Annotated in this window: 22 protein-coding genes and 1 pseudogene; 7 read left to right on the forward strand and 16 right to left on the reverse strand. The window is 71.7% G+C overall.

What is annotated here, in order from left to right; all coding sequences use genetic code 11:
* Positions 1-103: 103 nt before the first annotated feature.
* Positions 104-1,174 (forward strand): PucR family transcriptional regulator, encoded by a 1,071-nt coding sequence (locus ACWCXX_RS23690; RefSeq protein ID WP_451130312.1) that lies wholly within the window; start codon positions 104-106, stop codon positions 1,172-1,174.
* 82 nt (positions 1,175-1,256) lie between these two features.
* On the opposite strand, the gene ACWCXX_RS23695 is transcribed toward ACWCXX_RS23690, so the two are convergent.
* The 3 genes from ACWCXX_RS23695 to ACWCXX_RS23705 form a co-directional block, all read right to left on the reverse strand.
* The gene (locus ACWCXX_RS23695; RefSeq protein ID WP_451130360.1) at positions 1,257-2,435 is read right to left on the reverse strand and encodes a GDSL-type esterase/lipase family protein; all 1,179 of its coding nucleotides are present in this window, start codon (positions 2,433-2,435) and stop codon (positions 1,257-1,259) included.
* 161 nt (positions 2,436-2,596) lie between these two features.
* Positions 2,597-3,166, reverse strand: a complete 570-nt coding sequence (locus ACWCXX_RS23700) for a TetR/AcrR family transcriptional regulator (RefSeq protein WP_451130314.1) — start codon at positions 3,164-3,166, stop codon at positions 2,597-2,599.
* Between the two features lie 350 nt (positions 3,167-3,516).
* The gene (locus tag ACWCXX_RS23705) at positions 3,517-3,972 is read right to left on the reverse strand and encodes a tellurite resistance TerB family protein (protein WP_451130316.1); all 456 of its coding nucleotides are present in this window, start codon (positions 3,970-3,972) and stop codon (positions 3,517-3,519) included.
* Between the two features lie 363 nt (positions 3,973-4,335).
* On the opposite strand from ACWCXX_RS23705, the gene ACWCXX_RS23710 reads away from it, so the two are divergent.
* Positions 4,336-4,707, forward strand: a complete 372-nt coding sequence (locus ACWCXX_RS23710) for a BlaI/MecI/CopY family transcriptional regulator (RefSeq protein ID WP_451130362.1) — start codon at positions 4,336-4,338, stop codon at positions 4,705-4,707.
* A 7-nt stretch (positions 4,708-4,714) separates the two neighbouring features.
* Positions 4,715-5,656: a M56 family metallopeptidase gene (locus ACWCXX_RS23715; protein WP_451130318.1), complete on the forward strand. Its 942-nt coding sequence runs from the start codon at positions 4,715-4,717 to the stop codon at positions 5,654-5,656.
* Between the two features lie 91 nt (positions 5,657-5,747).
* Here the strand turns inward: ACWCXX_RS23715 and ACWCXX_RS23720 are convergent, their stop codons facing one another.
* From ACWCXX_RS23720 to ACWCXX_RS23740, 5 genes are all read right to left on the reverse strand, one after another.
* Positions 5,748-7,022 carry a cation:proton antiporter gene (locus ACWCXX_RS23720; protein WP_451130320.1) on the reverse strand — a complete coding sequence of 425 codons (1,275 nt, stop codon included), beginning with the start codon at positions 7,020-7,022 and terminating at the stop codon, positions 5,748-5,750.
* Positions 7,023-7,024: 2 nt separating this feature from the next.
* Positions 7,025-7,495, reverse strand: coding sequence for a cation:proton antiporter regulatory subunit (locus ACWCXX_RS23725; RefSeq protein ID WP_451130322.1), 471 nt, complete (start codon positions 7,493-7,495; stop codon positions 7,025-7,027).
* 387 nt (positions 7,496-7,882) lie between these two features.
* Positions 7,883-9,349: a flotillin family protein gene (locus ACWCXX_RS23730; RefSeq protein WP_451130324.1), complete on the reverse strand. Its 1,467-nt coding sequence runs from the start codon at positions 9,347-9,349 to the stop codon at positions 7,883-7,885.
* Positions 9,350-9,527: 178 nt separating this feature from the next.
* Positions 9,528-10,037: a hypothetical protein gene (locus ACWCXX_RS23735; protein ID WP_451130326.1), complete on the reverse strand. Its 510-nt coding sequence runs from the start codon at positions 10,035-10,037 to the stop codon at positions 9,528-9,530.
* Between the two features lie 106 nt (positions 10,038-10,143).
* Positions 10,144-10,629, reverse strand: coding sequence for a peroxiredoxin (locus ACWCXX_RS23740; protein ID WP_451130328.1), 486 nt, complete (start codon positions 10,627-10,629; stop codon positions 10,144-10,146).
* 186 nt (positions 10,630-10,815) lie between these two features.
* On the opposite strand from ACWCXX_RS23740, the gene ACWCXX_RS23745 reads away from it, so the two are divergent.
* The 3 genes from ACWCXX_RS23745 (at position 10,816) to ACWCXX_RS23755 (ending at position 13,869) form a co-directional block, all read left to right on the forward strand.
* The gene (locus tag ACWCXX_RS23745; RefSeq protein ID WP_451130330.1) at positions 10,816-11,517 is read left to right on the forward strand and encodes an alpha/beta hydrolase; all 702 of its coding nucleotides are present in this window, start codon (positions 10,816-10,818) and stop codon (positions 11,515-11,517) included.
* A gap of 153 nt (positions 11,518-11,670) precedes the next feature.
* Positions 11,671-11,943 (forward strand): DUF1876 domain-containing protein, encoded by a 273-nt coding sequence (locus ACWCXX_RS23750; RefSeq protein ID WP_451130332.1) that lies wholly within the window; start codon positions 11,671-11,673, stop codon positions 11,941-11,943.
* 225 nt (positions 11,944-12,168) lie between these two features.
* Positions 12,169-13,869, forward strand: coding sequence for a SpoIIE family protein phosphatase (locus ACWCXX_RS23755; RefSeq protein ID WP_451130334.1), 1,701 nt, complete (start codon positions 12,169-12,171; stop codon positions 13,867-13,869).
* Between the two features lie 117 nt (positions 13,870-13,986).
* Here the strand turns inward: ACWCXX_RS23755 and ACWCXX_RS23760 are convergent, their stop codons facing one another.
* From ACWCXX_RS23760 to ACWCXX_RS23790, 7 genes and pseudogenes are all read right to left on the reverse strand, one after another.
* Positions 13,987-14,835 carry a GNAT family N-acetyltransferase gene (locus tag ACWCXX_RS23760; protein WP_451130336.1) on the reverse strand — a complete coding sequence of 283 codons (849 nt, stop codon included), beginning with the start codon at positions 14,833-14,835 and terminating at the stop codon, positions 13,987-13,989.
* Between the two features lie 46 nt (positions 14,836-14,881).
* Positions 14,882-16,192, reverse strand: a complete 1,311-nt coding sequence (locus tag ACWCXX_RS23765) for an MAB_1171c family putative transporter (protein ID WP_451130338.1) — start codon at positions 16,190-16,192, stop codon at positions 14,882-14,884.
* A 95-nt stretch (positions 16,193-16,287) separates the two neighbouring features.
* Positions 16,288-16,899 carry a toxin gene (locus ACWCXX_RS23770; RefSeq protein ID WP_451130340.1) on the reverse strand — a complete coding sequence of 204 codons (612 nt, stop codon included), beginning with the start codon at positions 16,897-16,899 and terminating at the stop codon, positions 16,288-16,290.
* Between the two features lie 6 nt (positions 16,900-16,905).
* Entirely contained in the window at positions 16,906-17,367 is a 462-nt protein-coding gene (locus tag ACWCXX_RS23775; protein WP_451130342.1) for a hypothetical protein, read from the reverse strand.
* Positions 17,368-17,783: 416 nt separating this feature from the next.
* Positions 17,784-18,029 (reverse strand): annotated as a pseudogene (locus ACWCXX_RS23780) (glutaredoxin domain-containing protein); the annotation flags it as partial.
* Positions 18,029-18,409, reverse strand: coding sequence for a transposase (locus ACWCXX_RS23785; RefSeq protein WP_451130344.1), 381 nt, complete (start codon positions 18,407-18,409; stop codon positions 18,029-18,031). The pseudogene ACWCXX_RS23780 and the gene ACWCXX_RS23785, both read right to left, overlap by 1 nt.
* 15 nt (positions 18,410-18,424) lie before the next feature.
* Positions 18,425-19,279: a class I SAM-dependent methyltransferase gene (locus tag ACWCXX_RS23790; RefSeq protein ID WP_451130346.1), complete on the reverse strand. Its 855-nt coding sequence runs from the start codon at positions 19,277-19,279 to the stop codon at positions 18,425-18,427.
* A gap of 62 nt (positions 19,280-19,341) precedes the next feature.
* Between ACWCXX_RS23790 and ACWCXX_RS23795 the strand changes: the two genes are divergently transcribed.
* Positions 19,342-19,977, forward strand: a complete 636-nt coding sequence (locus tag ACWCXX_RS23795) for a TetR/AcrR family transcriptional regulator (RefSeq protein WP_451130348.1) — start codon at positions 19,342-19,344, stop codon at positions 19,975-19,977.
* Between the two features lie 86 nt (positions 19,978-20,063).
* Here ACWCXX_RS23795 and ACWCXX_RS23800 read toward each other — a convergent pair whose 3' ends face one another.
* A complete protein-coding gene (locus ACWCXX_RS23800; protein ID WP_451130350.1) occupies positions 20,064-20,429 on the reverse strand; it encodes a hypothetical protein in 366 nt (121 codons plus the stop codon).
* Positions 20,430-20,705 lie beyond the last annotated feature (276 nt).

Consider the following 20,705-nt stretch of genomic DNA (forward strand, 5'->3'; position numbering starts at 1 on the left):
GCCGGAGTCCGGCAATCTTTACTCGTCCTCGATGCCGGGCACCGGCATCACCCGATGTGTGTTGAGCGATTGTCGAAGTCGCGTCAGGACTGGAGGAGAGCGCGTGCCGGAGCCGGAGATTCCCGGGGAGTGCCTGGGGGACTACGTCCACATCCTGGCCGATGCCGCCGCCACCGGCCGCCGTCTGACCCGGGACGAGCTGGACGACCGCCGACGGCTGGGCCGGGAGGCCGCCGAGGCCGGGTACCAGCTGCGTGCCCTGGTCGGCATGCACCTGGCGGCGACCCGTACCTCCTGGCCGCTGTCCGTCACGGCCGACGCGGTGGCCACCGAGTCGGTGCTGGCCGTGATGGAGCAGGCCGTCGACGCCTTCGCGGAGGGCTTCGAGCGGGCCCAGCGGCTGACGGTGCGGCGGGAGGAGGCGGCGCGCCGCGAGTTCATCGACGACCTGCTGTACGGGCGCAGCGACCTGGGGCGGCTCGCCGAGCGGGCCACCCGGTTCGGGCTGCGGCTCTCGCGCGCCCACGCGGTCGCGGTGGCCACGGGCCCGGAGGCGTACACGGAGACCGACTCCGTGCCGCGCACGGTCGAGGCGGCGCTGCTCGCCCGTTTCAGCGGCCGGAAGATCCTGATCACGACGAAGGACGGGCGGCTGGTCTGCATCGCCCCGGGCAGTCAGCCCGACGTCCTGCGGTACTTCGCCAAGCAGTCGCACGCGGCGACGGACGGCGGCCGGGTCGCGATCGGCCGCCCGCACACGGGGCCCGGCGGGGTCGTCCACTCGTACGACGAAGCGCTCGACGCCCTCGACCTCGCGGAGCGGATGGACCTGGACGATCCGGTGCTGTACGCGGCGGACCTGCTGGTCTACCCGGTGCTGACCCGCGACCGGCAGGCGATGGCCGATCTGGTCCGCAGCGAACTGGGCCCGCTCCAGCAGGCCCGCGGCGGCGCCGTGCCCCTGCTGAAGACGCTCGCCGTCTACTTCGACGCGGGCTGTGTCGCCGCCGAGACGGCCCGCCGGCTGTCGCTGAGCGTACGGGCGCTCACCTACCGCCTGGAGCGAATACACCAGCTGACCGGGTCCGATCCGTCCGACCCGATGCACCGCTACACCTTGCAGACGGCGGTCATCGGGGCCCGGCTGCTGGACTGGCCCGCCAAGGAGCTGTGACGGCCAAGGAGCTGTGACGGCGGCACGGCCGCATGGCCGTCACCGGCCCCGGGGCAGCCGGGGCCGGTGACGGCCTTCCGCCTCAGGCGGAGTGGTCGGCGAAGGGGCAGCCGGGGCCGAACGCGAGCCGCGCGAAGTTCTCGCCGATGCGGCGGTGCCCCGAGGGGTCGGGGTGGACCTCGTCGGGCAGCGGGAATTCGGCGTAGTCCTGCTCGCCGTAGAGGTCGCGGCCGTCGAGGTGGTGCAGGTTCGGGTCGTCGGCCGTGCGCTGTTCGACGATCCGGGCGAGCGCGTCGCGGACGACGTTGAGCGTCAGGCGCCCGGCGGCGCGTTCGGCCGGATCGCCCGTCGCCCTGAACCGCAGGGTGCCCCCCTCGAAGTCGGGCGCGAGAGGGCCGGGGGTGTCCTCCTGGACCGGGCACAGGACGGGGGACACGACCAGCAGCGGGGTGGTCGGGTGCCCCTCGCGGACGGTGTCGAGGAAGCCGTGCACCGCGGGGACGAAGGCGCGCAGGCGCATCGCGTCGGTGTTGACGATGTTGATGCCGATCTTGAGGCTGATCAGATCCGCGGGGGCGTCCCGGATGGCGCGGGCGGTGAACGGGTCGAGCAGCGCGCCGCCGCCGAACCCCAGGTTGACCAGCTCCACGCCGCCCCGGGCCGCGGCCAGGGCCGGCCAGACGGCGGTCGGGTGGGCGGCGTTGGAACCATGGCTGATGGAACTGCCGTGGTGCAGCCACACCCTGCGCCCGCGGTCCGGCACCGGCTCGACGGGGGCATCGGTGCGCAGGGCGATCAGCTCGGTGATCTCCGTGTGCGGAAGCCAGATCTCGACGTCCTTGTCCCGCGCCGGCAGACCGGTGAAGCGGGCGGTGCCGGAGGGCCCCTCGGTCAGTTCGGAGGTCTGGGCGACCATGTCGGTGATCGTGCGGACGTTGCCGCCGGTCACCGTGGCCTGCGCTGCGAGGCGGCCGTCGACCAGCAGGTCGTACATGCCGTCCGCGGGGGGCGGGAAACCCCGGTGGGCGCGCTTGGTGGGGAGCGTGTCCAGTTCGACGGCGGTGGCCCGGGTGCGGAAGGCGAGCCGCACGCCGGACGGCTGGGCCTGCGCCATGGCCAGCTGCTCGTCGGGGATCTGCCGGCGCGCCGCGGCGGGCAGCCGGTGCGGGAGCAGGCCGCGTGCGGTCGGTTCCAGGTCGAGGAAACCGCGCAGGAGGTCCGCGGTGACGGGTGTGGTGGTCCAGCCGTGTCCGGTGTTCATGGGCTCGGTGTTCATGGGTCCGGTGTTCGTGGGCTCGGCGTTCATGGTTCTGCCCCACCTTGTTGCTCAAGGTGCGCGAATGGTTCGGATCGCCGGTACGCGTACGGCGCGGCGGGTCGCCTCCGGCGGTGCGGTTTCCCGGTGGTGCGGTTTCCCGCCGGTCAGGACGTGCTCCGGTTCCGCAGCAGGGCGTCGAGGGAGTCCAGGGTCCAGAGCCAGGACGCCTGGGAGTCGACGGCGGTGTGGCTGAAGCCTCCGGCCATCTCCAGGCTGATGTAGCCGTGGAAGACGCTGCCCAGCATCCGGACCGCGTGCGTCTGGTCCGGCTCCGTCAGGTCGTAGCCGCGCAGGATGGCGCGCGTCATCTGCGCGTGCCGGACACCGGCACTGGCCGCCGCCGTTTCGGGGTCGAGCCTGAGCCGGGCGGCGTCGTAGCGGCCGGGGTGCTCCCGGGCATAGTCGCGAAAGGCGTTGGCGGAGGCGGCCAGGGCGTCCTTGCCCGCGCGCCCGGCGATGTCGGCGGAAACCCGGTCGGCGAGCTCCTCCAGCGCGAACAGGGCGATCCTGGTCTTGAGGTCCTGCGAGCTCTTCACGTGCGAGTACAGGCTCGCGACCTTGACGTCGAACCGCCGGGCGAGCGCCGAGACGGTCACCCGGTCGAAGCCGACCTCGTCGGCGAGTTCCGCCCCCGCCCGCGTCAGGCGCTCCGCGGTCAGTCCTGCTCGAACCATAATCCTTCTCCTGTTCAGCGATAGGGATTATGGAGCTGCCTAAAGCCTTTAGGCAAGTTGGTCTGCCGTTGACGGCGTCGCCCGCCGAGCCGGGAGGGAAGCGGCCGGGGGAGGGGGGAGCGGCCGGGAAGAGAAGTGGCCGGGAAGGGAAATGGCCGGGGGCGCGCAGGGGGAAGTGCGCACCCCCGGCCTGCCGGGCGCGGACCGGTGGTCGGTCGGTCCGTGTTGATCCCGGCGGTTCGTGGGGGGACCGGCGGGCGGGCCGGTCCATGGGCGGCTCCGATCGGCGGGTGAGGCCGTGCGGGGCCGAGGGTTTTGCGAACCCGTGGTCGTACGGGGCCGGTCGGGCCCTACAGGTCGAACTCGTGGGGCGGGAGGTCGAGCGCGAAGCACGCCTCCCGCACGACGGCCTGCTCCGACTTGTCGAAGTCGCCGTCGGCGCCGCCGATGACGATGCCGATCTGGATGACGGCGCGCGCCTCGGCGGGCTTCTTCTTCGCCTTGCCGATCTCCTGGAGCACGCTGACCTTGCCGAAGGCGAAGTCGGCCGTGAGCTTGTTCACGTAGTCGTTGAAGCGGCGCTGCAGGTCGTCCGCCGGGAAGTTCCGCAGGACGTCGTTGGTGGCGATCAGGGAGGCGACGCGCTCGCGCTCGGACGGATCGATGGAACCGTCGGCGGCGGCGACCAGGGCGCACATGGCCATGCTCGCGTCGCGGAACGCCCCGCTCTTGAGGTCGTTCTTCTTCGCTTCCAGCTGCGACTGCATCGACGAAGCGGATTCCTTGATCCGATCCCACAGTGCCATGACGTCTCCATACGTTGCGTGTGTTGCCGGAGTGGGTTTCCATTCTACAGACGTGTAGAAGTTAGCAGCAAAGGTGCCCCTCGTGTGCCGAAAACGGTGGTAAGTAGGATGTTGCGACGCCGCGGCGGGCGCGGCAGCGCAGAAGGGCGGACCCCGATGGACTCGGCCAGGCCCGGTCGGCGGCACTCGGACAACGAACCACCCCGCGCCGGAGTGCCCACCACCCCGGAACCGCTCCCCGCCCCGCACGACCCACATGCCCCGCACGACGTGCACGCCCCGGCTGCCGCTGCCGCTGACACCGCCGCCGACGACGCGACGCGTCCCGGCGGCGGTCGGCTCCGCAGGCGCGGGCAGGGCGAGTTGGAGGCGCAGGTGCTCGCCGTGCTGCGCTCGGCCGACGGCCCCGCGACGGCGGGCTGGGTCCAGGAACACCTGGACGGCGACCTCGCCTACACCACCGTCATCACGATCCTCTCCCGCCTCTACGCGAAGAAGGCCGTGACCCGCTCCCGCGAGGGCCGCTCCTACACCTGGACGTCCGCCTCCGACGAGGCCGGTCTCGCGGCCCTGCGGATGCGGCGGGTCCTGGACGGCGAACGGGACCGGGACGCCGTGCTCGCCCGGTTCGTCTCGGCGCTCTCCCCGGGTGACGAGGAGCGGTTGCGCGAGCTGCTGGCGCGGGCGGACGCCCCGGACGACCCCGGTCACCCCCGCGACACGGAGGGTCTGTAGCCGGCCGATGGGTGTCTTCGTCTGTCTGCCGCTCGTGCTCCCGCTGACCGCGCTGCCGATCGCGCGCCTCGCCGAACAGCATCTGCACCCCCGCAGCGCGACCCGGCTGCTCGCCGTCGTCGGCACCCTGCTCGCCCTGTGCAGCACGTTGTGCCTCGGCCTGCTGATGGTGGTGGGCACCGCGCAGCTCCCGGGCAATCCGCTGCCGGACAGCTGGTCGGACCCGGAGGTGCGGGACGCCGTGCCGTACGAGGTGAAGGCGGGCATCGTCGCGATCGGCGCGCTGGCGGCGGTGCTCGTGGCGTGCGGGTGGACGGTGTACCGCCATGTGCGGCTGCGCCTCCGGGCGGGCCGAGCCCTGGCCGCCGCCCCGTCCGTCGTCTCGGGCGACGTCGCGGTGCTCCCGGACCCCGAGCCGTATGCCTACGCGCTGCCCGGGAGTCCGGGCCGTGTCGTCGTCTCGACCGCGATGACCGAGTGCCTGGACGCCGGTGAGCGCCGGGCCCTGATCGCCCACGAGCGGGCCCATCTGGCCGCCCGTCACCACCGCTATCTGCTGGCCGTCCAACTCGCGGCGCGCGCCAATCCGTTCCTGCTGCCGCTGCGTACGGCGGTGTCGTTCAGCACCGAGCGGTGGGCGGACGAGGAGGCGGCGCGGGCGGTCGGCGACCGTCGGACGGTGGCGGTCGCGGTCGGCAAGGCGGCGCTCTTCTCGCACCGTGCCCCGGCCGGTTTCGCGGCCTTCGCCTCCTCGGCCGCGGGTCCCGTGCCGCGCCGGGTGGCGGCGCTCCTCGCCCCCGTGCCGTCGGCCCGGCTGTGGCCGCCGTCCTCCGCCCACGTCGCCCTCGCGGCCCTCGTCGCGGCGGTGGGCACGGCGACCTCGGCGCTGTCGTCCCTCAACGCGACGGTGGCGCTGGTGGGAATCCTGCACGCGGCGACCCCGCTGTAGGAGCGCGGCGGGCGTCCGTACGGCGGCGGACACGCGTGTGGGGGCGCGACCGGCTCGGTCGCGCCCCCACACGTACGTACGGTGCCCGGCCTCAGTCCGTGGACGAGGCGAGCTGCTCCTTCACGGGCTGCTCCTGTGCGGACAGCTCCTGAGCGGCGGGTGCCGGACGGGCCCCGGGGACGTTGCCGCCCTTGCCGGTGCCGTCGCCCCGCCCGCGCCACGCCTGGACGCGGGCCGCGACCGGCTGGGTCCAGCGGGCGGTGAGCGGTCCGGCGATGACGAGGATGAGGACGTATGCAGTGGCGATGGGGCCTATGCGGGGTTCGGTCGCCACGGCCAGACCGGCGATGACGATGGAGAACTCGCCGCGTGCGACGAGCGTCCCGCCGGCCCGCCACCGGCCGCGCTCACCGATTCCGGCGCGCCGGGCCGCGTACCAGCCGGTGCCGATCTTGGTGAAGACGGTCACGACGGCCAGCAGCGCCGCGGGCAGCAGCACCGGCGGGATCTCTGAAGGGTCGGTGGAGAGCCCGAAGAAGACGAAGAAGACGGCGGCGAACAGGTCCCGCAGCGGGGTCAGCAGCTTGCGCGCGCCCTCGGCGACCTCACCGGAGAGCGCGATGCCGACCAGGAAGGCGCCGACGGCGGCCGACACCTTCAGCTCCTGGGCCACACCGGCCACCAGGACGGTCAGTCCGAGCACGACCAGCAGCAGCATCTCGGGGTTGTCGGAAGACACGGCCCGGCTGATCAACCGCCCGTGCCGCAGCGCCAGATAGAGCACCAGGCCGACCGTGCCGAGCGCGATGAGCAGGGCGACGCTGCCCCCGGCGAGGCCCACGCCCGCCACCATCGCGGTGAGCAGCGGGAGGTAGACGGCCATCGACAGGTCCTCGATGACGAGGACGCCGAGGATGACGGGCGTCTCCCGGTTGCCCAGTCGTCCCAGGTCGGTGAGCACCTTCGCGATGACGCCGGACGACGAGATCCAGGTGACCCCGGCCAGCGCGACGGCCCCCACGGGCCCCCAGCCGAGCAGCAGTGCCGCCACCGCTCCCGGCGTCGCGTTGAGCACGAAGTCCACGGCGCCGGACGGGTACTGGGTCTTGAGACTGGTGACCAGTTCCGACGCGCTGTACTCCAGTCCGAGCAGGAGCAGCAGCAGGATGACGCCGATCTCGGCGCCGACGGCGGTGAATTCCTCACTGGCCCCCAGCGGGAGGAGTCCGCCGTCGCCGAAGGCGAGGCCGGCCAGCAGGTAGAGCGGGATCGGCGAGAGTCCTATCCGTCCGGCGAATCGGCCGATGAGCCCGAGGCCCAGAATGACGGAGCCGAGCTCCACCAGCAGTGCGGTCGTGTCGTGCACGGTCAGCCCTCCGAGATGATGTCGGCGAGCGCGTCGACGCCCTCACGAGTGCCGACGACGACGAGTGTGTCCCCGATGGCCAGCCGGAAGTCCGGGCCGGGCGACGGGTGTGCGCTGTGGGTGCGCAGGACGGCCACGATCGAGGCGCCCGTCCGGGTCCGCGCCTTGGTGTCCGCGAGCAGCCGGCCACCGTACGGGGAACGCGTTCCGAGCGGGATGTGCTCGGTGACCAGATCTATGCCCTCGGTCCGCACGGCGTCGATGGGCGCGGCGTCGATGAGGTGGGCCAGGCCGGTGGCCTCCTGCGGCGTCAGGGGTACCGAGAGGAGGCACGAATCAGGGTCGTCCTGATCGTAGAAGCCGATGAACCGCCGCCCGTCGTAGTGGACGACGACGGAGATGTGCTGGCCCGACTCGGTGGTGTAGTCGTACTGCACACCGACTCCGGGCAGCGTGGTGCGGTGGGTTCCCATGGCTTCCTCCCGAGAGGTACGGCTGTTTTCGGACATGCTTGGTGATTTCTTTATCGGCGCATTACCTTATCCGGAGACTTCGGCGGGCTCCGGGAGCTGCCACGGACCGGGACCTGCCACGGACCGTGCCCCGCCGCGGACCGGGACCCGGCCGGCCGATGCACCGGCCCCGGCTCCCGCCCCCCATGTCTCCGTACGCCTCCGTACGTCTTCGTACGCCTCCGCCCGGTCCTCACGGAGCGGCGCCACGACACAGGGCCGTGGCGCCGCTCCGGGGTTCCGGCCCCGTGCCGACGTCGGCACACGGACGGGCCGCCCGTACCGTCCGGACATGACGGTGCCCGGCCGGTACGGGACCGGCCGGGCACCGTCATGGCGTGGGCCGGGTCAGTCGGTGATCTCGATCTTTCCGTCGGACGCGGCGCTCCCCGCGCCCTGCGCGGGCGCACCGGCCGGAGAGCCCGAAGTGGCCGGAGCGGCTTCGGACTTGCTGGTCTTGAGGCTCTTCAGCAGCCCGGCGATGTCGACTCCCGTGGTGGAGCTGAGGAGTTCCATGCCCTGGGCGACGTTGTCCGTGACGGTGCGCGACAGCTGGCTCGCGCCGTCCGTCGAGATCACGGTCATCTTGTCCACGGCGCTCAGCGGCTCGGACGCCTTGGCGACGACCTGCGGCAGCACCTCGACCAGCATCTGGAGCACGGCCGCCTCGCCGTACCGCTCGAAGGCGTCCGCCTTCTTGTGCATGGCCTCGGCCTCGGCGGTGCCCCGGGCGGCGATGGCCGCGGCCTCCGCCTCACCCTCGATGCGCACGGCCTCGGCGAGGGCCGAGCGGTGCAACTTCTCGCCCTCACCGGTGAGCCGGGAGCGCTCGGCGTCCGCCTCGGCCTCCTTGACCTGGGCGATCCGGCGGGCCTCCGCCTCCTGCTCGGCCTGGTAACGGGCGGCGTCGGCGGGCTTGCGGACCTGGGTGTCGAGCTGGCGGTCGGTCAGCGCGGCCTGCCGGGCCGCCACCTTCTCCTGCTCGCTGAGGATGTCCTGCTGGCGGGCGGCCTCGGCGAGCGGGCCCGCCGCGTTGGCCTGGGCGGCGGCCTCGTCCGTCTGCGCCTTGATCTCGGCCTGCTTCAAGTAGAGGGTCCGCTGCGCGATCGCGATCTCCTCCTCCGCCTTGAGCCGGGCCTGTTCGGCCGCACGCCGGGCGACCGCCTCGGCGATGTCCGCCTCCTGCTTGGCGCGGGCGGCCTCCGGACGGCCGAGGTCCTCCAGGTACGAGCCCTCGGTGGTGATGTCCTGGATCTGGAAGGCGTCCAGGATCAGGCCCTGGCCGGAGAGGCTGGCCTCGGCCTCCTCGGCGACCTGGCTGGCGAACGCCGCCCGGTCGCGGATGATGTCCTCGACCGACATCCGGCCGACGATGGCGCGCAGCGCACCGGAGAGCACTTCCTGGGTGAAGCGGACGATGCCGTCCTGCTGCTGGAGGAAGCGCTGGGCCGCGGCCCGGATCGTCTCCTCGCTGCCGCCCACCTTGACGATCGCGACGCCGTCGAGGTTGGACTTCACGCCGCGCAGGGTCACGGCACCGCGCACGGCCACCGGGATCTGCCGGCTGGAGAGGTCCAGGGTGAACTTCTGCTGGACGAACGGGACCACGAAGACCCCGCCGCCGACGACGACCTTCTGGCCGCTGTTGTCGATGCTGGTGCGGCCGGTCACCGGGTCCGTCGACTTCTTGCCGCGGCGGCCGGTGATGATGAACGCCTCGCTGGGCCCGGCGACCTTGTAGCGGGTGATGACGGCGAGAGCGAGGATCACCAGGAGTACGACGACTCCGATGACTGCGATCACGACTGGGCTCATGGACGTGTCCCCCCTGCCCTCCTGAGAGGACGGCAGTTCGAGTCGGGCGGTACGGGCGCGGTTCGGTGCGGCGCACCGCGGGTGTGTCGGTTGATCGGTCGGTCCGGTGTGGTCCGGTACGGCGTGGCCCGGTCCGGCATGGTCCGGTGCGCCGCACCGCGGGTGGGTCGGTCGGTGGTCAGCGCTCGACGGGACGGACCGCGACCGAGGTGGTCGACAAGGCGGCCTCCACCCAGATCTCGGCGCCGCGTTCGATCGGCACCGGGCTCTTCGCGGCCAACTTCACGGTGTGGCCCCCGAGTTTGAGCAGGACCTCGCCGTAGCCGTCGGCCGGGATGGCCGTGACGACCGAGCCCGACGTGCCGACCAGGTCGTCTTCGCGCGGGGTGGAGTCGGTCTGGTCCCGCATCAGGACCTTGCTGAACTTCCAGGTGAGCAATGCCGCGACGATTCCGGCCAGACCTCCGGCGACGATCGCGGCGACCGTACCGAGTCCGGTGGTGCCGAGCACGATCGCGCCTCCGAAACCGAGCATCGAGAGGAATCCGGCGATGACCGGCAGGGAGAGGAGGCCGTCGAAGAAGCCGCTCAGGGCGCCCCCGAAGAGGCCTTCGAGGATTCCGTCGAAGATCAGGGACAGGACGAGCAGGGCGATTCCCGCGATGCCGAGACCGAGGAACAGAGTCACGCGGTCACCTCCCCCGAACTGTGAACGCCCCTGGACGTTTCTGTCGAACTGGCTGGATGTTCCCATACGCCACCGGCTGTGGGTACTGCCGGAATCCGGAAACTTTCTACGGGGTTTTGATGCCGGAAAGTTGCTCGGTCAGTGTCTCCAGGGACCGGTACGTGGCCCCGAGCAGCGCGACGTGCTTCCAGCGGAGCACCCCGTCGGGGCCGATCAGGAAGACCGAGCGGCGCACCCCGATCCCCGGCGCGGCCACCCCGTAGGCACGGGCGGCCTCCCGGTCGGTGTCCGCGAGCAGTGGCATCCGCAGTCCGTGGCCCCGGGCGAAGGACTCGTGGCTGTCCACACCCTGTGGACTGATTCCCCAGACCTCCGCGTCCAGCGCCTCGAAGGATTCCAGCCCCGAGGAGTACGAGCAGAGCTGCTTGGTGCACACGGCCGTGTTGTCGCCCGGGTAGAACGCGAGGACGACGGCACGACCGCGCGCGGCGGAGAGGGTGAAGTCGCGCCGCTCGAAGGCCCCTTCGGCGAGCACCCCGCCCGGCAGGGTGAAGTCCGGGGCGGGCAGCCCGAGTTGAGGTGACGATGCCACGTGTTCCTCCGTGGTCCGGTGCTGCGGAAGTCTTCCGGTCCATGCTCTGTAGAGCACGCCCGGCACGGATTCGGTTCCCGCGCCGGGGCCGGTTTCCGATATGGGTCCGGTTCCCGATGCGGGTCCGGTTCCCGCATCATCGCCGAAGGCGCACCAGGAGGTACAAAGGCGCACCAGGAGGTACACATGACAGGTTCTCGTCCGCCGGGCGCGGCCGTGCTCCTGCTGCACGGCGGCGCGGAGACGGGGCTGGCACCACCGCCGCCCGGTCCGCTGAACCTGCCCGCCGTGCGGATGCTCCCCTTCGCCCGGACCATCGCCTCGGTGACGGACGGCCCCGCCGCCGACGTTCTCGTACGCACCGCCCGTTACGCCCACCGCGGCTGGAACGGCTCCCGCGAGGACCCGCTCCACGACACGGTGCGGGCGCTGGAGGGCCTGCGCCGCGAGGCCGGGGAGGTCCCGGTGGTCCTGGTCGGCCACTCGATGGGCGCCCGCGCCGCCCTCCGCGCCGCCGGTCATCCGCTGGTGCGCGCGGTGGTGGGCCTCGCCCCGTGGTGCCCGCCCGACGACCCGGTCGGCCAGCTCGCCGGGCGGGACGTCGTCCTGCTGCACAGCACCCGTGACCGGATCACCAGCCCCCGGGCCTCCCAGGACCTCACCGCACGCGCCCGCCGGGCCGGGGCCCGCACCTGCCTGGTCGCGATCCGGGGCAGCGACCACGCGATGCTCCGGCGCGCCGGGGCGTGGCACGCGCTGACCGGCCGGATCGTCACCGGCCTGCTGGGCCTGCGCCCGCTGCCCGGCCAGGTCGCGGCGGCGCTGCGGCTCCCGCCGGACGCCCCGGGGACCCGCGGCACCCTCGATCTGGACCGGCTGGGGGGATGAGCGCCGGGCACGGGCGTCACCTCCGTCCCGCGGGTGCCACCCGCACCCTGCACCGCGCCCGGCACCGGACTCCCGGTGTCACCCCTGTGGCGGGGGCGCCGCCGTGGTGCGGCCCCGGGGGAACGGGAGCACCCTGGTAGAGAGGTGATCGTCATGAGGACAACTGCCGGGTGGCACGTGGACATGGAATTCGAGGAGGACTCCCACCGGACCCGTGCGGCCGCCCTGGTGCGGCTTCCGGACGGCAACGAGGTGCGGGCCCACGGATACGCGAGCCGTCACCCCTCCGACAAGGACCAGCCCAGGGTCGGCGAGGAGATCGCGGGGGCCAGAGCCCTCAACGAGCTGGCGATGAAGATGCTGACGAAGGCGCACGACGAGATCGACGAGGCGTCCGGCCGGACCTCGCACCCCCTCACCACCTGAGGACCTGACACCCGTACGCGCAGGGGCCGGACCGGGGCAGGCCGGGACCGGGCCGAGGCAGGCCGGAGCCGGGTCTCTCCCCGCCCCGGTCGGCGGTCCCTCCCTGCCCGGTCCGGCGTGCGGGAGCGCGGAGGAGCGGCCCGTTCAGCGGATGCGCGGCGGGGGCCGCCGCCCGACGATGGAGGGCCGGGCAGCGGGTGGTCCGCGCCCGCCCAGGAGGTTGACGTGCAGGCCGAAGCGTACGCCGACGTCCCGCTGCCCTTCGGGCCCGAGGTGCTGGCGGCCCTGGTCGGCGGGACCACGGCCGGGGTGGGGGTGCTCGACACGAAGCTGCGCTACCTGTACGTCAACCCGGCTCTCGAACGGCTCAACGGTCTTCCGGCCGAGGCACACATCGGGCGTACCGTCGCCGAGATCCTCCCGCGGGTCGACGCCCGCGAGGACATGATGCTGGCCGTGCTCGCCGACGGGAGGCCCCGCGAGATCACCTCCAGCGGGTTCACCTCGGCGGCCGGCACGGTCCGGCGGTACTGGCGCGGGACGTACCACCGGCTGGAGAGCGGCGGCCGGATCGTGGGCCTGGCCGGGATCGTGCTGGAGATCATGGTCCCGGACCGGGGCCTGCGCGAGCTGGAGCGGGCCCGGCGCCACCTCGACCTCCTCGACACCGCCGCGTCCCGGATCGGCACCACGCTCGACATGGACACCACCTGCGCCGAGCTCGCCGACCTCGTCGTGCCGGGACTGGCGGACCTCGCGACGGTCGAGGTGTTCCCGCCCGACGTCGCCGCCCCGGTCCGGCCCGCCCCGCCCGGTGTGCTGCGGCTGCGCCGGGCGGCGCTGACGGCCGTGGCCGGGCTCCGCGACGAGCTGCACGGCTTCGGGCTGACCGGCGAGTACATCGACTACCAGGAGGGTGCCGCCGTACAGCGCTGTCTGGCGTCCAACCTGCCGGTGGTGGAGAACCTCACCGCCGACGAACAGCTCCTGCGCTCCGCCCCCGCCCCCGAACGGGTCGCCGCCTACCGCGCCCTCGGGATGCACTCGGCGGTCGTCGTGCCGGTGTCCGTGCGCGGCGGGCCGCTCGGTGTCCTCGGCCTGATCCGGGCCGGGAGCTCACCGCCCTTCACCGACGAGGACGTGGTGGTCGCCCGGGAACTCGCGAGCCGGGCCGCCGTCGACCTCGACCACGCCCGCCGGTACGCCCACGAGCACACCATCGCCCTGGAGCTCCAGCGTTCCCTGCTGTCCGAGCCGCGCCTGCCGCACCCGCACATCGAGGTCGCCACCCGGTACCTGCCGGCCGACCGGAGCGTGCTGGTCGGCGGCGACTGGTTCGACATCATCCCGCTGCGGGACGGGCGCCATCTGAAGGTGATGGGCGATGTGATGGGCCACGGGGTGGAGGCGGCCGTCGCCATGAGCCACTACCGCTCGCTGCTGCGCATGTTCGCCGACGACGACCTGCCGCCGCACCGCATCCTGGAACGGCTGGACCGGATGGTCGAGCGGTCCGGCCTGGACCGGGCGGCGACCTGTCTGCTGGCCGTCGTCGACCGGTTCGGCGGGGCGTGCGAGCTGGCGAGCGCCGGGCACCTGCCGCCGGTGCTGATCGACCCGGTGACGGGGGCCAGGGTGTGCGACGAGATGGCGGTGGGGCCGCCGCTCGGCACCGGCTTCGGCGGCTACCGTTCGACGTCGGTGGAGTTCGGCCCCGGGGCGGTGCTGTTCCTGTACACCGACGGTCTGGTGGAGCGGCGCGGCGAGGACATCGACATCTCGGTGCACCGCCTGGAGGACCTGACGATGCCCAGGAGCGGCAGTCTCGACGACCTGCTGGACGAGGTGCTCGAACGGTTCGGCCGGGGTGCCGAGGACGACGTGGCGGTACTGGCCTCGCGCACCCGCCCCCGCGCCCCCCTCTGACCCGCCGGTGCGACCTGCCGGACGTCGGCGGACCGGGCCCGGGGGGCAGGGCTCGATCTCGGACCGGGCACGGCGAACAGGGCCCGGTTCCGGACCGGCTCGGCCCGGTTCCAGGCTTCAGCCCAGTTCCAGGCTGGTGATGCCGAACAGCCCGCCGTGGTCGACGTCCGGCGCGGGGCCGGTGTACATCCGGGCGGTCTCGAACGACGGGGTGAGGCCCAGCCGTTCCGCCAGCCGCACGGCCGCCGGGTTGACGTCGGGCACGTCGATCGCCACCGGAGTGCCGGGATCGGTCGCCGCCAGGGCGCTGACCAGGGCACCGGCCACCTCGGGCGACTCGGCGTACACCGGACCGATGCGGGACGACGTGCGGCACGGGCGCAGCACGGCCAGGCCCCGCAGCTGCCCGTCCCGTACGGCGGCGAGCGAGGTGCGGCCGGGACCGGCGATCCACGGGGCGAGGAAGCCGTCCCGGGCGGCGGGGAAGAACCGGCGGTCGTAGTCGGCGATCCGGTCGAAGGGGACGGCACGGGCGTCGACGAGGGCGGTACCGGCCGGGGCGGGCAGCCCGGCCGGGGGCAGGCCCTCGTAGCGCATGTTCGTCCAGGCCGGACGGAAGCCGGACTTGCGGTAGTTGGGCTGCTGGGCCACCACCCCGTCGAGGCCGACGTTGCGCCCCTCCAGCCGTGCCATGCCGGCCTGCCAGGTCCGCAGGCCGTACCCCTGACCGCGCAGTTCGGGGCGGGTCAGGTAGAAGCCGAGGAAACCGAAGCCGGTGCCGTAGCGGACCACGGAGACGCAGGAGACCGGTTCACCGTCGAGCCGGCCGAACAGGAAGCCGCGCGGGTCGGCGGCGAAGAAGGCGTGGCGGTCGGTGAGGCCGGGGTTCCAACTCTCCTCGTGGGCCCATTCGGCCTGGAGGGTGAGGTCGTCGGCGCTGGCGGTGGTGATCTCGAAGTTCGGCACGGGGCACCCGTACCCCTCGGGTGCCCGGTTCAACGGTGGTTTTCCGTCATCCACCGGTGTGCGGAGGTTGTACGACATCGGCACCGGCATCGGCACCGGTGCCGACACCACTGCCGGCCGAGGCGTGCTCCAGCACCTGCGCCGCCCGGTCCGCCGTGACGGTCCGGTAGGCGGTGGCCACCCGCACCAGCCAGGCCACCTCGCCGTCCTGGTCGGTGGCGTTCTGGGTGTCCACCGTCGCGGCGCTCGCGGCGGTGGCGCCGTTGTTCCGGGCGGTGAGCGCCGCCTTGATCCAGTACGCCTCGGCGAGCGGCCCGGCCTTCTCCGCGTCCGTGGCGCCGTCCGCCGCGGCGGCGGCCTTCGAGGCGGGGAGCAGCGTGTCCGGTACGTAGTGGCGCAGCTTCTCGACCGCGTCCGCGATGTCGGCGGCCCAGCGGTCGATGCGCAGGTCGGCCGGGGTGTCGAAGCGGGTGAGTTCCCGGACCAGCGGGGCCGGCGGGTCGAAGGGCTGCTCGGGGAAGGCGGTCATCAACTCGTACCAGAGGCCGTGCAGTTTGACCTGGGCCCGCCACAGCTTCGCACGGCGCTGCCCCTTGCTGAAGGCGGGTATGGAGGCCCCGACGGCGAAGAAGGCGAACAGCACCACCTGCGCGGCCTCGGTGACCTCGTCGAAGTACAGCGCGAAGGACTCGCTCGGCTGGTCCAGGACGCTGACCCACAGGAACAGGGTCCGGCTGACGGTGTAGCCGACCCCGATGAACATGGCGAACGTCATCATCCCGAGCCCCACCCGCAGATGGCGGAGCCGGGCCCCGGCGGTGGCCAGCGCCCACTGGTACGCGCAGACGGCGGACGCGGCACCCAAGTAGAGGTAGAACACGCTCATGTACAGCGTGGCCCCCCACTGCCCGGCGTGGTCGGCGACGAAGCGGTCCGAGGGGACGGAACGGTCGACGACGGTGAAGAACAGCACCGTCAGCAGGATCAGCGTGGCGAGCGACGCCTTGGCCGCCACCTGCTGAATGGCTCGGGCGAACCGCACGTGGCGCGGAACGGTTCCGCCCTCGGGGTACTGGCCGTAGATGGCGACGATGTAGCTGAGGATGGCCAGGATCGCGATGGTCGCCGTGTAGTGCTTGATCAGTACGGCGAGGTCGGTGACGGGGCTGTCGTTGAGCGCGATGCGCACGGCCCGGGTCTTGGTCCACAGGGCGGCGGCGAAGCCCGCGTAGCAGCCCCACAGGGCCCGGCGGCGCTTGTCTTCTTCGTCGCCCCACAGGGCGGCCGGCATGCGCCAGACGGCGACGGCCGTCATCAGGACGGCTATGAGGTAGCCGGCGAGGTCGAGCGGGGTCACGGCGGGTCCTTGGGGGTGGGGGTGCGGGGGCGAGAGGAGTGTGCCGGACGTGCAGGGCACCAGGGGGCGTGCGGGGCGGGCCGGGCGGGCGGTGATCAGGTGCGGCGGAACAGGCCGCGGCGGCGGCTGGCGACGGGGCGCGAGAGGGAGTTGGCCAGGCGCCCCACCATGTCGTCGCTCGACACCTCCCGGGCCATGCGGGGGATGAGGGAGGCGCCGAACTCGGCCATGCGCTCGTCGTGGGTGTCGTACTGCGCACGGGCCTGCACGGTGCCGTCCCCCGAGCGGATCGCGTGGGCGATGGTGTCCGCGGGGTTCGCGACCGGCGGCGCGGGCGCGGGTTCACCGCCCAGGACCCGGGTGATCAGCGAGGTGTCGAAGACCGGCAGCAGCCGCCGGAGCTGCTCCGCATCGAGGGAGGTGCCGTGGTCGAACCACTCGTGGCACAGCTCGTGCAGGATGACGTGCTGGGTCTGGTACTCGGTCGGGCGGCGGCGGTAGAGCACGAAGCTCGTCCCGCCGGTCTTCAGGCGCAGCCCGCAGGCGGCGTTGACGCGGGCCAGCCGGTCGGGCATCTCGTGCAGCACGATGGTGCGGCCACGGGCCGCCTCCATGTTCGCCACCAGTGCGTCGATGGAGAAGGGGGCGGGGATGGGCAGGTCGGCCAGCCCGGCCTCGCACTCCTTCCGTAGTTCGCGCATGGACATGGAGGTCTACTTCTCCGGCTCGCCATGGGGGGCGCCGCCGTCGGCCGCGCCCTGTCTGCCCCGGGCGTCCTCCAGCAGGGAGAGGGCGAACTGCAGCAGCTCCGGCGGAAGCCCGTCCTCGTCGAGCCCCCGTCCGGCGACCCCGCTGATCTCCCCGGTGCGCCGCTTGGCGAGGAACTGGAGCCCGGCGACGACGTCGTCGACGACCTCGGACTCCTCCTTGAAGAACCGCCAGTCCACGCCGAAGCCCAGGCCGAGCGCCTTGAGGATGTCCTCGGACGGCTGCGTCACCTTCCCCGCGAGGATGTTGGAGAAGTAGCTGTGCGAGAGGGAGCCGCCGCGCTCCTTGACCAGGTCGGCGAAGACCCGGCCGGAGACCTTCTGGTTGGGAAACGTCTTCTCGACCATGTACTCGACCTTTTGCTGCAGCGTCCGCAGCTCCGGTGTGCGTTCCCCGACGCTGTCCATCCGGCCCCCCACGTATCCGTTCCCCGCCCGACCGGCGGTGCTCGGTCGTCGATTCGGTCAACGGGATTGCACTGTAACGAACCCGGGGGTGTGGCTCTCGGCGCGGTAGGCGGTACGGGAACGGGCTTGCGTAAATACGCAACGTCACTGTTAACTCGAAAAAACACGGGCAGGAGACCGCGAGGGGAGTGTCCTGCCCGTGAAGTCGCCTTCCCCTGCGCGAAATTCGACCGAACAAGTCGGACAAGCTGCGCATATGGGGGTAGTTGTGGGCGCAGCCCTTCACGACGGGGGATGCGTGAAGGGCTGCACGTCCATTATGACCGTTGGTCAAGTCGGCATCAACTGACCCGCGGGTCAGTCGGATGCGTGTCGCCGCGCTCCGGCCCGTCCGGAACGCCGGCCGGTGACCGGATTCACGTGGTGGAGGACAGCTGCTCACGCACCCATTCCGGGCGGGGGTTGGTGTGCGGCCGTCCCGCCACGATGACCGTCGGTACGGTCTCGTTGCCGTCGTCGGCCTCCCGCACCGCCGCGGCACCGTCCGGATCGCGCCAGATATTGACCCGATGCAGCCGGTGGGCGTCACGCCCCAGCCGCATGCGCAGCCGCAGGCAGTACGTACAGCCCGGCCGTTAGAAGGCGACCGGCCGTCCGTCCGTCAGTCCCTTTTGAGGGCTGCGTGGATGGCGGAGCCGCCTTCGGCGCTCCGGCGGTGTGCTGGTGGGCACGCATCACGGTGGAGTCGACCGAGACGTCCCAGGTCGATGCCGCCCTCGGCGTCGACCTGGGATTGAACATGCTGAAGCGGCATCTCCCAGGCGCCGCCGGCTGACCGCAGCGCGTGCCGTTTGTGGACGGTCTGCCACGGCCCGAAGCGTTCCGGCAGCTCACGCCACTGCATGCCGGTCCCCAACCGGTGGATGCTGCCGTTGATCACCTGGTGGTGGTCCCGCCACCGGCCGCACCGGTTGTTGCTCACCGGCAGCAGCGGCTTCAGCGGCGCCCACTCGTCGTCGGTCGGATCCCCCCTGCTGATCACTTCCGGAACGATGCGTCACTTGCCCGAAGAGATGCGCTCACGCGCCGCTGTGACGATCCAGACTGCCCCGGGGATACAGACACCCTCTGCGGTCTCGAACTCCGTGAGGGCGTCATGTACTTCGGCACGGATGCGGGTGATGGTTGTCGGGTCGACATTGCGCAGGTTGTAGCGCGTCGGGCCCATGGAGAAGATGAAGTCGGCGGCGTCGCCCGCGTTGGCGCCGAAGGTCATGGGCGCCTCGACTGGAGCCACCTCGATGTCGGTGAACCCGCTGGCGGCGAGCACTTGGCGGATGCGCGCTGGGTCGAGGAGCGACCCCATACCCCTGGAGGCGGGGGATGCCTCGCGCAGGAACGGCGAGAGTGCGGCGGTTGCGCGGGCGTAGGCGCTGTCCGGGCCCGCGGGCTGCGGGCCCAGGAACGCGAGGCGGCCGGCGGGCACGAGCGCGTGCCGGAGATGGGTGAAGGCTGCGACGTGGTCGGCGAAGAACATGACGCCGCCGCGGCTGATGAGGACATCGAATCCGCGGTCGGGGAATGGATGCACCTGTGCGTCACCCTGCTCGAAGGTGACATTGTCGAGACCTTCCGCGGCTGCGTCACGGCGGGCGCGTTCCAGCATCGGCTCGGACAGGTCGATACCCACGACGTTTCCGTCGTAGGCCCGTTGCGCTGCGAGGCGCGTCGTCTGGCCGGTGCCGCAGCCGACGTCGAGAACCCAGTTCTGGGCCGTGATGTCCGCGGCGGCGAGGAGGGGGGCGTTGAACGAGCCCATCATCCCGTTGTAACGCTCGGGGTGTTCGGCCCAGAGGACGCCCTCCCAGTCGTTCCATGCCTCTGCCTGCTGACGGTTGGCGATCGTGTGCACGGCTTGCCCTCCAACGATTAGAGTTCACCTCTAGAGTTCACCTCTAGATATAGACTCCAGTCATGGGTGAGGGCAAGGGGAAGCAGAGCAGCAAGGCTCAGGAGACACGGCGACGGATCATCGAGGCGGCCGGCGCGCTCTTCGTCGAGCAGGGCTACGGAGCGACAAAGCTGCAGGAGATCGCCGACCGGGCAGGGGTGGCGGTGCAGACCATCTACTTCGTCTTCCGCAACAAGCCCTCGCTGCTCAAGGAACTTGTCGATGTCGCGATCGCCGGCGACGACGAACCCGTGCCGACGATGGATCGGCCCTGGTTCGTGGAGGTCGCGACCGCGCCTACCGCCGAGTCCGCACTGGCCGCACTGGTCGCCGGCACCCGCAGGACACTCGAACGCGTCGCGGCCATCAACGAAATGGTCCGTGCCGCGACAGCAACCAACCCGGAGATCCGAGAGCTGTGGCCGGATCAGGCAGACCCGCGGTACACAGTGATCGCGACAGCGGCGAAGTCCCTGACCAAGAAGCCAGGCGCCCGCCCCGCCATCGCCGTCGAAGAAACGGCGGACATCCTCTACGCCATCCTCAGCCCAGAGCTCTTCCTCGTCCTCACCCGAGACCGCGCGTGGCCACCGGCCAAGTGGGAGCAATGGGCGTACGACACCCTCAGCTCTCAGCTGTTGGTCAACAACGAGCTCTGATCAACTCGGCCTTTGAGGGCGACATGGTCCGCAGTTGGCCAGGGCCGATGCATCGGGGGCTCCGATCGTGATCGAGGAGACAGGCCCTAACTGCAGATGCGCTTGAAGGCACTCGCACCGGGCCGGGCACGGAACTTCACCTCATGCCCAGCATCGTCGGTGAAGACGGCCTCCGTCTCGGACTTCAAGGTCATCGTGCCGCGCTGGGTGGGATTGTCCCACCCCTCGGGCGGGTTTCCCGAGCCATCGGAGAGTGGGGGCTCCGCTTCGAAGTACGTCGAGCCGATACGGGCCTCGTCGATCCCGCAATGCGTATAGAGGTCGAAGGGAATCGTCCGGCCGGACGGCGTCGCCCGGACGGCGTCTGCGCCCTTGTCAGCCTGGGCACAGCCCGTGAGCACCCCAGCAGTCAGCGTGAGGGCGAAGATGATTTGTCCAGCTCTCTTGGCCATGGCCTTTCGACGCTCACGCCAAGTCGGCGGTTCCACACCTCGCAGATGTGAGCCACGGGGGGCGTGCAGCGAGGCCATCGGCTCGGCTGGTCCGACTGGCGACGCTGCCACCAAGCCCGGTTCCGGCCCTGCGAATACCAGCGGCAGGCTGCTCCGATGGGGCTCGTTGAATTTCCCCACCTAAGGGCTGTCCCGTAATCCCCGGCGGGCGCGCGACGACAGCTACAGCACCTCGCTGCGTTGTCGGAACGTCCGAATACATCCAGTATGCGGACG

Source organism: Streptomyces sp. NPDC001732, from assembly GCF_053596315.1.